Raw genomic sequence first — 14,407 nt, 5'->3', positions numbered from 1 at the left:
AAAATTGGGACGTATTCTCCGCTTATAAAGCCAGTTTAGGCTTTGTTTGGGCTTAAAATTTGTTTAAGTCCCGTTAGTTCCTACCAGCGATATTGCAGCGATTTCCCAAAGTAGCGGCCCGGCTTTGCAAGGTAGTGTTACATTTAGTTCTTCTGGGGTGAATCCTGCTCAAGGTTTAGTGCAACTGCCGCAAAATGTGGTCGATCCGACTGCGTTAATTGCTGCAAATCCCTGCATCAGAGGGGCCGAGAGCGAGTTTAGCGCTACAGGGAAAGGAGGAGTACCACTCAGTCCTAATGATGTTCTCAGCAGCAATTCTAGCCAGTTTGATTGGGTGGAACCAGCGGTAGGTGGAAGTCAGCACATAGAGGGTCAAAGAGTATCCATAGAAGTTCGGCCAACAGAAATTATTCCCGCTCAAGGTTGGGTAATAGACGATCGAGGACAAGTGACGCTGGTAGCGTATAATTCTGGTGGTGGTGCATCTCTTCGCAGTCCGAAATCGACGGGTGTTTGCGTACCTCAATAGGTAATCTTCAGGTTTTAGCTAACCCCTCGCTATTTTCCTCATACTAAATTAACAGGAATTAAAAGATGCCCCGCCAATCTTGCGCCCTATTTTTTGCATTTTTACTGCTGTGTCCTTTCCCTGCGATCGCCCAAATCATCCCCGATAATACCCTGGGTGCAGAAAGTTCGCGCACTGTTCCCGACACTATCAACAACTTACCCTCAGATAGAATCACTGGCGGTGCAACTCGTGGCGTTAACCTCTTTCACAGCTTGCGCGAATTTAACATCCGTGAAGGGCGGGGAGCCTATTTTGAAAATCCCAGCGGAATTGCCAACATCTTTACCCGCGTTACGGGCGGCAACCCTTCTAATATTTTAGGAACTCTGGGAGTTTTGGGAAACGGTAACTTGTTTTTAATTAATCCCAAAGGAATTGTCTTCGGTTCCAATGCGAGGCTAGATTTGCGCGGTTCATTTTTAGCCAGTTCAGCCGATAGCGTAGTTTTCAATAATGGCTATCAATTCAGCAGCAGCAATCCGCAATCAGTACCGCTGTTAAATGTCAATATACCTATCGGTTTAAACTTTCGAGAAAATCCGGGAAAAATCATTAACTCTTCAGCAGCACCAGCCTTAAACTTACCACAATTACCCGCTGGAACCCCGCAGATTTTCAATAACATGGGCTTAGGAGTTGAGCCAGGAAAAACTCTCGCCCTAGTGGGGGGAGATATTGGATTAAATCAGGGAACACTGACTGCCTCAACCGGACAAGTTTTGCTCGGTAGCGTCGCTAGTCCGGAGATGGTTGGATTGGGTGCAACGCCATTGGGATTAAGTTTAAACTATGACAAGATTTCCAACTTTGGTAATATTGAAATAACTAACGGCTCACTAATCAACACCAGTGGAATCGGTGGCGGGAAAGTCGATATTCGAGGTGGAAATGTCAACCTCAACGGTGGGCGAATTTATGCACTGACTTTGGGAAATATCGATGGTAGGGGCATAGATATTAACGCTCAACAGTTTCGGGCCCAAGGTGGAGCGCAAATCTCCACGCTGACAGCAGGAAGTGGTGCCGGAGGCGCTGTCAATATCCGGGCTACCGACTCCGTAGAAATGAACGGGATTGGATTGGCTCTCTTTACCGTTTTTGCCGGTAAGTATTTGCTATCTGGATCGATCGCCCCTTTTGACCCCCAACTTGTCCTAATCACTGGCACTGCTGGCATGGGAAATGCCGGAAGCATTACCATCGATACCGGAAAACTGTTGATGAACAATGGAAGTGCATTGACTAGCGGCACCTTCAGTACGGGTAACGCCGGAAATATAACCATCCGTGCTAGGGTTTTCGATCAAGTCAGTTCTGCGGTCAACAGCGGCACATTTACCGGGAGTGCGGGTGAGGGAGCAGATTTTTCCTTTGAGGGAGAGCGTTTAACCGTAAGTGATGGTTCTGCTTTACTCACCATAACTCGCGATCGAGGATCATCGGGGGATATTAACATTAAAGCGAATGAAGCAGTAGAAGTGCTGCGGACTCCTCCTAGAAGTCCCGTAGCAACCTTAATGGCCTCAACTGCAGGCGGTGTGAATGGGCAAGCTGGGGACATTAATATCGATACGAAGCGGTTGAGGATCTCTGACGGAGCCGGAATTAGTTTATCTAGCGGCTCAGTTGTGGGCAACCAACCCTTTAATACAACTGGGGGGCAAGGAGGTAATTTGACAGTTAGGGCCACTGAGTCAGTAACAGTCGAGGGTATTTCTGGAGTTTTGGCGAACGGCAGTCGGGGCCCCAGTTTTATCTCCGCTGATGCTAACGCTGCTAACCGGGGAGGGAGTATGAATATTTCTACACCCGTATTGACTCTCCGAGGTGGGGGAGTTATGACTACTGCATCTTTAGGCAAAGGAGAAGCGGGAAGCATCACAATAAATGCGGGGCGTGTAGAAATTATTGGTAATGGGGGTCAAGGTGAATTTAACAGTCAAATTCAGACTTCCGTTGGGATTGCCTCTCGCGTTAGAAATCCCAATGCTACGGCTAACGGAGGTTCGTTGAATCTGAATGTCGGCCAATTGATTCTTCGCAATGGGGGAACACTTAATCTGCAAGCATTGGGTTCGGCACGGGCTGGTAACATTAACGTGAAAGCAGATTCAATTTTCCTTGACAACCAAAGCAGCATTGACGGTAGAACTGAATCCGGTGCCGGAGCAAATATTAACCTTGAAGCACGGGATGTCCAGTTGCGCCGAGGCAGCAGAATTACAACTGATGCCAGTATTTCTGAGGGGGGCAATATCAATATTAAAAGCGATATTCTGGTTGCTCTCCCCAACGAAAATAGCGATATTACTGCTAATGCGCGATCGGCTCAAGGTGGTCGGGTTAATATTAATGTTCCCAATGTTTTCGGGTTTACATCAGTGACTCGTGAACAGGTTCGAGCGAGTTTGGGATTAACAGATGCTCAATTTGCAGCCTTGCAAGTAAGTCCGACTTCTTTAGTTCCTACCAGCGATATTGCAGCGATTTCCCAAAGTAGCGGCCCGGCTTTGCAAGGTAGTGTTACATTTAGTTCTTCTGGGGTGAATCCTGCTCAAGGTTTAGTGGAACTGCCGCAAAATGTGGTCGATCCGGCTGCTTTAATTGCGGCAAATCCCTGCACGCAAGAGGCCGAGAGTGCATTTACCGTCACTGGGAAAGGAGGAGTGCCAGCGAGTCCTAATGATGCCCTCAGCACCGCTCCAGCGCCCTTTTCTTGGGTGGAGCCAGCCTTAGGTGGAAGTCAGCAAATAGAAGGTGAAAGAGCCTCCATAGAAATTCGGCAAAAAGAAATTATTCCCGCTCAAGGTTGGTTAATAGACGATCGAGGACAAGTGACGCTGGTAGCCTATAATTCTGGTGGTGGTGCATCTCTTCGCAGTCCGAAACCGACGGGTGTTTGCGTACCTCAATAGGTAATCTTCAGGTTTTAGCTAACCCGTCGCTATTTTCCTAATACTAAATTAACAAGACTTAAAAGATGCCCCGCCAATCTTCCGCCCTATTTTTTGCATTTTTACTGCTGTGTCCTTTCCCGGCGATCGCCCAAATCATTCCCGATAATTCCCTGGGTGCAGAAAGTTCGCGCACTGTTCCCGACAGGATTAATAACTTACCTTCAGATAGAATCACTGGCGGTGCAACTCGCGGAGCAAATTTATTTCACAGTTTACAACAATTTAACGTGGGTGAAGGCAGAGGAGCATATTTTGCCAATCCTAACGGAATTGCGAATATTTTTACCCGCGTTACGGGTGGTAATCCTTCTAATATTTTAGGTGTGTTGGGAGTCCAAGGAAATGCCAACTTATTTTTACTTAATCCCAAAGGAATTGTCTTCGGTCCTAATGCCAGATTAGATTTGCGCGGTTCATTTTTAGCAAGTTCAGCCGATAGCGTAGTTTTCGAGAATGGCTATCAATTCAGCAGCAGCAATCCCCAATCAATCCCGCTGTTAAATGTCAATATACCTATCGGTTTAAACTTTCGAGAAAATCCGGGAAAAATCATTAACTCTTCAGCAGCACCAGCCTTGAATTTACCAGAGTTACCTCCAGGGTTCCCGCCGATTTTTAATAACATTGGCTTAGCAGTTGAGCCCGGACAAACTCTCGCCCTAGTGGGAGGAGATATTGAATTAAATCAGGGAATACTAACTGCATCCACCGGACAAATTTTGCTGGGTAGCGTCGCTAGTCCGGGGATGGTTGGATTGGGGGCAACGCCATTGGGATTAAGTTTAAACTATGACAAGATTTCCAACTTTGGTAATATCGAAATAACCAACGGCTCAGCGCTCAACACCAGTGGACTCGGTGGCGGTAAAGTCGAGATTCGAGGTGGAAATGTCAACCTCAATAATGGGCAGATTTATGCACTGACTTTGGGAAATATCGATGGTAGGGGTATCGACATTAACGCTCAAAATTTTCGGGCAGAAGGTGGAGCGCAAATCTCCACGCTGGCATTAGAAAATGGTGTAGCGGGCGCTGTCAATATCCGCGCTACCGACTCAGTAGAACTGAGGGGAATTGGAGTTGAGAGCTTTCAAAACTTTCTTAGTAAGTTTACAACATCTGGCTCGATAAATCCTTTTGACCCGCAAATTATTTTGGTAACTAGCACCAACGGCACAGGAAACGCCGGAAACATCACGATCGATACAGGACGACTGCTGATAGACAATGGAAGCGTATTGGGTAGCGCCACGTTAGGTGCTGGCAACGCCGGAAATATGACCTTCCGTGCCAGGGTTTTCGATATGGCCGGTTCTGGGATCAACAGCGGCACAATTGCGGGGAGTACGGGTAGGGGAGGAAGTTTCACCTTTGAGGGAGAACGTTTAAGAGTGCGCGATGGCGCTGGTATCGTCAGCATTACTCGCAGTGAAGAAGCAGCGGGGAATATCAATATTCAAGCTTCCGAATCAGTAGAAATTTTGCGAACTCCCGACGGAAATCCTACCCCAACCTTGATCGGCGCAACCGCAATCAGCACTAATGGGAGAGCCGGGGACATTAATATCGACACGAAGCGGTTGATTATCTCTGAAGGAGGCGGAATTAGTTTATCTAGCGGATCAGTTGTTGGCAACCAACCGTTGAATACAACTGCGGGACAAGGAGGTAATTTAACAATTAGAAGCTCTGAGTCAGTAACAGTCGAGGGTATTTCTGGAGTTTTGGCAAATGGGAGTCGGACTGCTAGTTTCATCTCCGCTGATGCCTACTCTGCCAGTCCCGGAGGGAGCATGAACATTTCTACACCTGTAATGACTCTACGGGATGGGGGAATTATTTCTACGGCATCTTTAGGCAGAGGAGATGCGGGAAGCATCACGCTTGATGCGGGCCGCGTAAACGTTATAGGTAACGGGGGGTCAGGTGAATTTAACAGTCAAATTCAGATTTCTGTTGGGATTGCATCTGGTGTAATCAATCCCAATGCTACGGCGAATGCAGGTTCGTTAAATCTGAATGTCGGGCAATTGATTCTTCGCAATGGGGGAACACTCAATCTGCAAGCCTTGGGATCGGGACGGGCTGGTAACATTAACGTCAAAGCAGATTCCATTTCCCTTGACAACCAAAGCACCATTGACGGTAGAACTGAATCCGGTGCCGGAGCAAATATTAACCTCGAAGCACGGGATGTCCAGTTACGCCGAGCCAGCAGAATTACAACTGATGCAGGTAGTTCTGGCGGCGGTAATATCAACATTAAAAGCGATATTCTGGTTACTCTCCCCAACGAAAATAGCGATATTACTGCTAATGCGCGATCGGCTCAAGGGGGTCGCGTTAATATTAATGTCCCCAATGTTTTCGGGTTTACATCAGTTACTCGCGAACAGGTTCGAGCGAGTTTGGGATTAACAGATGCTCAATTTGCAGCGTTGCAAGTAAGTCCGACTTCTTTAGTTCCTACCAGCGATATTGCAGCGATTTCCCAAAGTAGCGGCCCGGCTTTGCAAGGTAGTGTTACATTTAGTTCTTCTGGGGTGAATCCTGCTCAAGGTTTAGTGGAACTGCCGCAAAATGTGGTCGATCCGACTGCGTTAATTGCTGCAAATCCCTGCATCAGAGGGGCCGAGAGCGAGTTTAGCGCTACAGGGAAAGGAGGAGTACCACCGAGTCCTAATGATGTTCTCAGCAGCGCTGCATCGCCGTTTCCTTGGGTGGAAGAGGCAGGAAGTTCGGCAACGACCAGTGTAGAGGATTTAACCGATGTAACCGATCGAGCGAAGAAGGAAGAAGGGGAAATCCCCGATCGGGAAGTTGTTCCGGCGCAAGGTTGGGTAGTGAATCCCAAAGGAGAAGTTACGCTTGTTGGATATAATCCGGGTAATGCTGCTGACTCTCGCAATCCTCGGCAGAATTCTGGTTGTGCGCCGCGTTGAAATTAGGGTTTTTTTGACCGCAGATGTAGGCGGGTTAACGCGGATTAACGTAGATAAAGAATAAGATGTATTTGGGTTAATTAGTATGTGTGTCTGCGGTTGTAATTTTATTTTCTAAATATGAACTTTACCCGATCGCTCCGGCAAGTAATTCCGTTATTTGTGATTTCCTGTCTGCTAGCAGTTGCGATTCCTCCCGGAGTTGCTCAAATTAATCCACCACAAGCGGTGCAGCTTGTCCGACAAGCTCGAACTCTGTACCAAGAGGAACGTTTTTCGGAAGCTGTACCGCTGTTGCAGCAAGCAGCGGCGCAGTTTGAGGCAAAAGGCGAAAATCTCGATCGCGCCACAGCTTTGAGCAATTTAGCAGCAACCTACGGCCAGTTGGGGCTTTGGGAAGAAGCAGAAAAAGCTGTAAATTCGAGTTTATCGGTTGTGCGAACACAGGCAAAAACTCCCGAACAGCAGCGGATTTTGGCTGAAACTCTCAACATTCAAGGACAGTTGCAACTTGAACGGGGGCAGACTCAAGATGCGATCGATATTTGGACACAATCTGCTAAAATTTTCGAGCAAATTGATAGAAAACCCCAACTTTTTCAAGTTCAAATTAATCAAAGTAGGGCTTGGGAAATTCTCGGACTTTACCCTAGAGCTTGCAAAATTCTGTTAGCTTCTTTCAAGCTGGAAAACCAAACTTGCGAAATTTCGACGGCGGGTTTGGAAACTTTGAAAAATCAGCCAGTTTCTCTCGAACAAGTCCGGGCAATTCATGCTTTAGGGCGGGTGCTGCGGGTTTTGGGACAACTGGAACGATCGCAGGATTTACTGTCCGTGGGACTCGAAGCAGCCCAAAAATTAGGTTCCCGGCCAGAGGAGGCTGCAATTTATCTCAATCTGGGCAATACGGTACGGGCTAAAAGCAATAAACCGGGTTTAACACCCGAACAGCGGGCTGATTGGGAACGTTTGGCCCTAGATTATTATGCTCGATCGGCCCAGGCGATCCCGGATCGATCGCTCCTACAAATTCAAGCAAAGTTAAACCAATTGAGTTTATTGATCGATCGCCAAGATTGGTCTGAAGCAGAGGGTTTGTGGCGTTCTATCGAACCTCGAACCGCTCAATTTGCGTCGAATCGCGCCGGACTTTACGCTCAAATTAATTTAGCTCAAAGCTTGATGAAATTAGCTCAGTCGCCTGCGAAAACTTTGAGTTTCAGCGAGATTGACACAATGCTCGATCGCTCTGTCGAACGAGCAAACAGTTTGGGCGACAAACGCATACAAGCTTATATTCTGGCAGCTAAAGGCAAACTATCGGAAATCCAACAGCAGTATCAGAAAGCGGAAAATCTCACAATTGAGGCTTTGAGTTTAGCACCGGCGTTTCAATCTCCCGATATTGCTTATCAATTGTTTTGGCAACTTGGACGGATTCGGAAAGCTCAGGGAAATACAGAAGGGGCGATCGCTCAATATACTCAAGCTGTGAATGTACTGTCTTTTCTGCGGGGCGATTTGGTGACAGTCAATCCCGAAGTGCAATTTTCGTTTCGGGAAAGTGCCGAACCGGTTTATCGGGAATTAGTCGGGCTGCTTTTGCAAGAGGAATCTCCCACTCAAGCTAAGTTGAAACTAGCGCGCCAAACGGTGGAATCTTTGCAGTTGGCGGAATTGGACAACTTTTTTCGGGATGCTTGCGCTGATGCTAAACCAAAGTCGATCGAGGAAATCGATCCGACAGCGGCGGTGATTTATCCGATTATTTTGAGCGATCGTTTGGAGGTAATTTTGTCAATTCCCGGCAAACCCCTGCGCCGCTACGCTACTAAGAAGTCTCAAGCCGAGTTGGAAACTGCCTTCAGGCAAGCCAAAAATACCATCAGGCCTGCTGCTTTCCCCCGCGACAGGAGGCAACCCGTCGAACAGGTTTATGACTGGTTAATCCGCCCCGCAGAGGGGAATTTGACCGCCGCCGGGATTAAAACTCTGGTATTTGTGCTCGACGGTTACTTGCGCAATTTGCCGATGGCTGTGCTGCACGACGGTGAAAAGTTTTTGGTAGAAAAATACAATATTGCTTTGGCGCCGGGATTGCAATTGCTGGCACCGAAACCGCTGAACAAAGTCAAGTTAAAAGTGCTCACCGCTGCCCTCTCCGAAGCGCGTCAAGGTTTCTCGGCTTTGCCGGGGGTGAAGGAGGAAATTCAGCAAATTGCAGCCGAGATGCCGGCGAGTTCGCTGCTGAATGAAGATTTTGTCAGCGGGCGGTTGCACGATCGAATTAAAGCTTTGTCTTACCCGATCGTCCACTTGGCAACTCACGGTCAATTTAGCTCGAATGCGACGGATACTTTTATTGTGACTTGGGATCAGAAAGTGAATGTTAAGGAGTTCGATCGACTGCTGCGAGCCCGCACTGGCGAGAAACAACAGCCGATCGAACTTTTGGTTTTGAGTGCTTGCGAAACTGCTTCGGGCGATAACCGCGCGGCTTTGGGTTTGGCCGGGGCCGCAATTCGATCGGGTGCCCGCAGCACCGCCGCCACCCTTTGGCAAGTCAACGACGAATCTACAGCTATCTTTATGACTGAGTTTTACAAGCAACTGGCTTCTTCTAAAACCAGCAAAGCTGAAGCCCTCCGCAACGCTCAATTAACTCTCCTGAAAAACCAACAGTATCAGAATCCGTATTTCTGGGCACCTTTCGTGCTTGTCGGCAATTGGCAGTAATTTAAGATCGGAAATGGGGAATTGGGAATTGGGCATCGGGCATCGGGCTTGCAGTCAACAGACAACAGTCAACTGACAACTGACTTAAATGCTTGATTTTTTGTTAAAAATTGTAAACTGTTAGGGAGTGCTTTCCGCATCTAATATTTTTTCGAGGAGTCCCATGAAGCAACTTTTGATTGCTGAGCGCTTTTGCCTAATTGCCCACGTTTTGTCAATGGCTTTTGGATTGGCAGGGTTGCTGCTGATTTTACCCCGTCCCGAATTGGTGATGAGTTTGCCACCAGCAGGGCAAACGCTATTCCAGTGGGGGATGGCTGGGGGTGGAGTAGTTTATATCATCTTTGGCGCAGCAGCAGTTGCTCTGTATGCCTTTCGGACGTTGGGTTGGGGTGCAACTCTGGCCTTTTTAGTGCCTTCTGTGTTTTTGTCCTTGAGTAGCGAGTTGTTGGGAACGAGTACGGGTTTTCCCTTCGGCCACTACCATTATTTGAGCGGTTTGGGCTACAAAATTGCAGGGCTGGTTCCGTTTACAATTCCCCTCTCGTGGTTTTATCTGGGACTGGTTTCCTATGTAATTGCTCGCGCTGGAGTAGCGGTTGGTAAAGGTGAACTCAACTGGGTGCGCCAAATAGGGGCGATCGCCCTGGGTGCTTTGCTGCTAACAGCTTGGGATTTTGTACTTGATCCGGCGATGAGTCAAACTTCTGTGCCTTTTTGGGAGTTTGAGGAACTTGGGGCTTTCTTTGGGATGCCTTACCGCAATTTGGCTGGCTGGATGGGTACGGGGGCGCTATTTATGTCTGTAGCAGCTTTCTTGTGGAGAAAAACACCGATTAAATTAGAGCGATCGGAATTGGGTTTGCCCTTAATTGTTTATTTGGTAAACTTTGCTTTCGGAGCAATTATCACTGTAACTTCGTTGGATTCTCGGTTCTGGTTCCCGACATCGCTAGCGGTGCTTCTGGGCGTAGTTCCGGCGATCGCGTTAAGCTGGATCGCTAAGCCCGCAGTAGGTGAGGTAACCGAAACAATGCCGTCTTTGGATACATCTGTTATCACGGCTAAAATTCCACCTGAGCCCGTGGGCGTTTTGCGTAAGTGAGTTGCTAGCGAGCAACCCCGGCTGATTTAGCAAAAATTTACACTAAATTTTGAGCTAGTTTAAAAACCCGGTTTCTTGTAGAAACCGGGTTTTTCAGTGGCGATTTTTTCATTCCCAATTCCTGTAATATGTTTGAGGTCAAAATTTTATTAAATTTTTTAAATTGACATCAGTTACCAAAAAAATGAACTGTAAATAAGCTTTCAACCCATATCCCGTCAGTCATTCCCAATTCTTCAATTATTCAATTCTTCAATAGTATGGTTTTCCCGATCGCCCCTCACCTGTTCCCCCAACTGCTGACAACTATCATCCCTGTCGCACTCTTGCTACTGCAATTGCCCGCGGCAGCCCTTCTGATGTCGCGTTTGATTAAAGGCCCATCGCGCATCCCGCCCCTGGAACCGGATTCGCCGACGCTGGATTTGTTAGGTGCTTGTACTGCGGTAGTACCGACTTTGAACGAAGCCGATCGCATTTCGCCTTGTTTGGAAGGATTAAGCCGCCAAAGTTACGAACTCCGAGAAGCGATTGTGGTTGACAGCTATTCGGTAGACGGAACCGGAGATTTAGTCAAAGCAGCAGCACAAAAAGACCCCCGGTTTCGCTTGATTAACGACGATCCGCTGCCGGCGGGTTGGGTAGGGCGTCCGTGGGCGCTGAATGCGGGTTTTTTGGCAAGTTCCGAGAAGTGCGAGTGGATTTTGGGGATAGATGCGGATACTGTGCCGCATCCGGGTTTGATTGCGAGTTTACTCAAAACGGCGAAAGCTGGAAATTATGATTTGATTTCGCTGTCGCCACAGTTTATCCTCAAGTATCCGGGGGAGTTGTGGCTGCAACCTGCTTTGTTAATGACTTTGGTTTATCGGTTCGGGCCGACGGGGACTGGCGGGGATGTGCCGGAACGGGTGATGGCGAACGGTCAGTGTTTCTTGTGTAAGCGCGAGGTTTTGGTGGCATTGGGGGGCTATGAGGTCGCGAGGGGTTCGTTTTGCGATGATGTGACTTTGGCTCGCTATGCGGCTGCTAAGGGCTTTAAGGTGGGCTTTTTGGATGGGGCTAAAGTGTTGAAGGTGCGGATGTATGAGGGGGCGATCGAGACTTGGAATGAATGGGGTCGATCGCTCGATTTGAAAGATGCTGCTTCTGGCGGTCAAATTTGGGGCGATTTGTGGCTGTTGCTAGCGGTTCAAGGTTTGCCGGTGCCGATTGTGTTGTGCTATTTGCTGTTTGGTTCGCTGCCGCCGGTTGGTGTATTTCCGCACTTTTGGCTGTTGGGATTGAATGTATTTGTGGTTGCAGTGCGATCGGCTTTGTGTTTCGCGATCGCACCTTCCTACGATACAACTGGGGCATCGGGTAAATGGCTGTTTTGGCTGTCACCTTTAGCCGATCCGCTGGCGTTTTTGCGTATTCTCATTTCTGCTTTAAATCAGCCTACTCAGTGGCGCGGCAGAAAGTATGAATAATCGTTAAATTTTGGCTATACCTTTTAAAATTGGTAGAAGTGCGATCGCCCTTTTGTATCGAACGGGCGATCGTACTTTTCTTCCTTTCCTAAATCAGCAGGAAATTAGCGGATGTAATCGCATTGGCACTCACTCCAATCATCACACCTAACTCTTCCCCTGTCAAGAGGTTCTTAATAAGAGTTCCCTGAGTATTTTGAGTTATTGCTAACTGACCAAAACTCAAGCCTCCGCTTAATCCAATCAAATCTTGACCCCTGGTAAAATCAGCGATTATGTCAAATCCTTGACCAGCTTTTAAGACAAAGATATCGTTACCGCTACCGCCAATCAAACTATCATTGCCCAAGTCTCCGTAAAGGATATCATCACCTTGACAACCAGTGAGAGTATCGTTATCTTCCCCTCCGTACAGGGTATCATTTCCTTCACATCCTTCCAGGATATCTGCTCCTTCATTACCGCTAATTAAGTCATTACCTTCACCGCCGCAGATGGTATCCGAACCTAACTGTCCAAACAGGGAGTCATCACCTTGACTACCAAGCATTATGTCGTTACCTTTGCCTCCATATAAAACGTCATTATCCTTACCACCATCGATGAAATCATCATCTTTATCACCAAGAATGATGTCATTACCTTCGCGGCCATGTAACAAGTCATTGCCTTTGCCTCCGAAGATTAAATCGTTGCCCAATTCGCCAAGAACGATGTCGTTTCCTTCATCTCCATAGAGGATGTCGTCACCTTTGCCTCCGGCGATGAAGTCATTGCCTTGGTTGCCATTAAAGATATCGTTGCTGGCACCACCATATAAGTTGTCATTCCCAGATTTGGCATCGAATATATTGCCGTTGTTAGTGCCGAGAAATTCTTCGTTTTGGGCAGTGCCTATTTGAATTCCCGATACAGCAAGTATTGTGTTTTCAACTGCATTGGGTTGGTTTAAGTTGGGATAGGCAATGTCATCGCAGATGCAGTCGTCGTTGGGGATGTCGTTGGTTGTTGGGGTTCCCGATGGCGTCGGTGTTCCCGATGGAGTCGGTGTTCCCGATGGAGTTGGGGTTCCAAATGGAGTTGGTGTTCCCGATGGAGTTGGGGTTCCAAATGGAGTTGGTGTTCCCGATGGAGTTGGGGTTCCAAATGGAGTTGGTGTTCCCGATGGAGTTGGGGTTCCAAATGGAGTTGGTGTTCCCGATGGAGTTGGGGTTCCAAATGGAGTTGGTGTTCCCGATGGAGTTGGGGTTCCAAATGGAGTTGGTGTTCCCGATGGAGTTGGGGTTCCAAATGGAGTTGGGGTTCCCGATGGAGTTGGGGTTCCAAATGGAGTTGGGGTTCCCGATGGAGTTGGGGTTCCAAATGGAGTTGGTGTTCCCGATGGAGTTGGGGTTCCCGATGGAGTTGGGGTTCCCGATGGAGTCGGTGTTCCCAATGGAGTTGGGGTTCCCGATGGAGTCGGTGTTCCCGATGGCGTTGGGGTTCCCAATGGAGTTGGGGTTCCCAATGGAGTTGGGGTTCCCGATGGAGTTGGTGTTCCCGATGGCGTTGGGGTTCCCAATGGAGTGGGTGTTCCCGATGGAGTTGGGGTTCCCGGAGTTGGGGTTGTTACCGGAGTTGGGGTTGTTACAGGAGTTGGTGTGGTTACCGGAGTTGGGGTTGTTACCGGAGTTGGGGTTGTTACCGGAGTTGGTGTGGTGACAGGTGCGGGAATATTCACACTAAAATTACCTAAACTGCTAGCAGCAGATAAGTTGCCAACAGTATCCCTCACCTGCGATGCTTGCAAATTAACTGTGTAAGTCCCGTTGTCAGCGTTATCCCAAGTTCCACCTGGTGGAATAAACGAATATATTGCTGTGCGGGGCGTGCCATTGCTATTAGTGTTAATACTAACAAAGCTAGCAGGAATAGCACCACCTGACCAATTTACAACAATATCAGAATTATCTAAACTGCTAACATCAACTCCACTACTATCAATGAAAGTCACTGTCAATGTCTCAGTTGTACCACCCGCTGTAGTAATGTTAGAAATTGCTGCCAAGTTAGCAGTAGGTGGGATGACATCAATAATCGGTATTGCGATATTAGCAGTGCGAACCAGTTGAGATGCTGCGGTGTTATTGTTACCCGCAGCATCTGTGGCTTTAGCTATGGGAATATCAACTGTGACATTACCGCTAACAGTAGGTGTGACATCAAAAGTGTAAGTTTTGGCATCAACTGTGACGAAGTTTCCGATAGCAGCATTGGCTACGGTGATATCAGTAGTATCAAAGCCGATAACATTTTCACTAAAGGTAGCAGTGACGGTAAATAAGCCAGTTACTGTTGCTGTTGAAGTTGACGTTAAAGCTACTGTTGGTGCGGTGATATCAGCAGTGCGAGTTAATTGAGTGGCTGCGGTGTTGTTGTTACCAGCAGTATCAGTTGCTGTAGCCGCCGGGGTATCAACGGTGACATTGCCAGTAGCTGTTGGTGTAACTGTGAAAGTATAAGTTGTGCCGCTACCTGTGAAATTGCTAATCGTACTGTTAGTCAGAGTCACGTCGCTGGCGATAAATCCTGTGACGCTTTCGCTGAATGTTGCTGTGACATCAAAGGGTGCGTTTGTGGTGGTT

6 protein-coding genes and 1 pseudogene are annotated in these 14,407 nt (G+C 47.9%); 6 read left to right on the top strand and 1 reads right to left on the bottom strand.

Translation table 11 applies throughout. The annotated features are described in order from the left end of the window. Positions 1-73: 73 nt before the first annotated feature. The 6 genes and pseudogenes from QUA04_RS20110 to cruG all read left to right on the top strand — a co-directional run. Positions 74-529: pseudogene (locus QUA04_RS20110) on the top strand (filamentous hemagglutinin); the annotation flags it as partial. A gap of 65 nt (positions 530-594) precedes the next feature. Further along, positions 595-3,486: a two-partner secretion domain-containing protein gene (locus QUA04_RS20105; RefSeq protein WP_333259723.1), complete on the top strand. Its 2,892-nt coding sequence runs from the start codon at positions 595-597 to the stop codon at positions 3,484-3,486. Between the two features lie 65 nt (positions 3,487-3,551). Beyond that, positions 3,552-6,470 (top strand): two-partner secretion domain-containing protein, encoded by a 2,919-nt coding sequence (locus tag QUA04_RS20100; protein WP_333259721.1) that lies wholly within the window; start codon positions 3,552-3,554, stop codon positions 6,468-6,470. 120 nt (positions 6,471-6,590) lie between these two features. Then, a complete protein-coding gene (locus QUA04_RS20095; protein WP_333259718.1) occupies positions 6,591-9,206 on the top strand; it encodes a CHAT domain-containing protein in 2,616 nt (871 codons plus the stop codon). Positions 9,207-9,369: 163 nt separating this feature from the next. Beyond that, the gene (gene cruF / locus QUA04_RS20090; RefSeq protein ID WP_333259714.1) at positions 9,370-10,311 is read left to right on the top strand and encodes a gamma-carotene 1'-hydroxylase CruF; all 942 of its coding nucleotides are present in this window, start codon (positions 9,370-9,372) and stop codon (positions 10,309-10,311) included. Between the two features lie 260 nt (positions 10,312-10,571). Beyond that, complete coding sequence (gene cruG, locus QUA04_RS20085) at positions 10,572-11,783, top strand: 2'-O-glycosyltransferase CruG (protein WP_333259711.1); 1,212 nt, start codon at positions 10,572-10,574, stop codon at positions 11,781-11,783. 88 nt (positions 11,784-11,871) lie between these two features. On the opposite strand, the gene QUA04_RS20080 is transcribed toward cruG, so the two are convergent. Then, positions 11,872-14,407: Ig-like domain-containing protein (locus QUA04_RS20080; protein ID WP_333259708.1), on the bottom strand; the 2,536-nt coding region annotated here is incomplete at its 5' end.

This window comes from Microcoleus sp. S13_C5, assembly GCF_036700845.1.
Lineage (GTDB): Bacteria > Cyanobacteriota > Cyanobacteriia > Cyanobacteriales > Microcoleaceae > Microcoleus.
The sequence above is the reverse complement of the archived record's forward strand: the minus strand, read 5'-3'. Positions and strand labels throughout refer to the sequence as shown.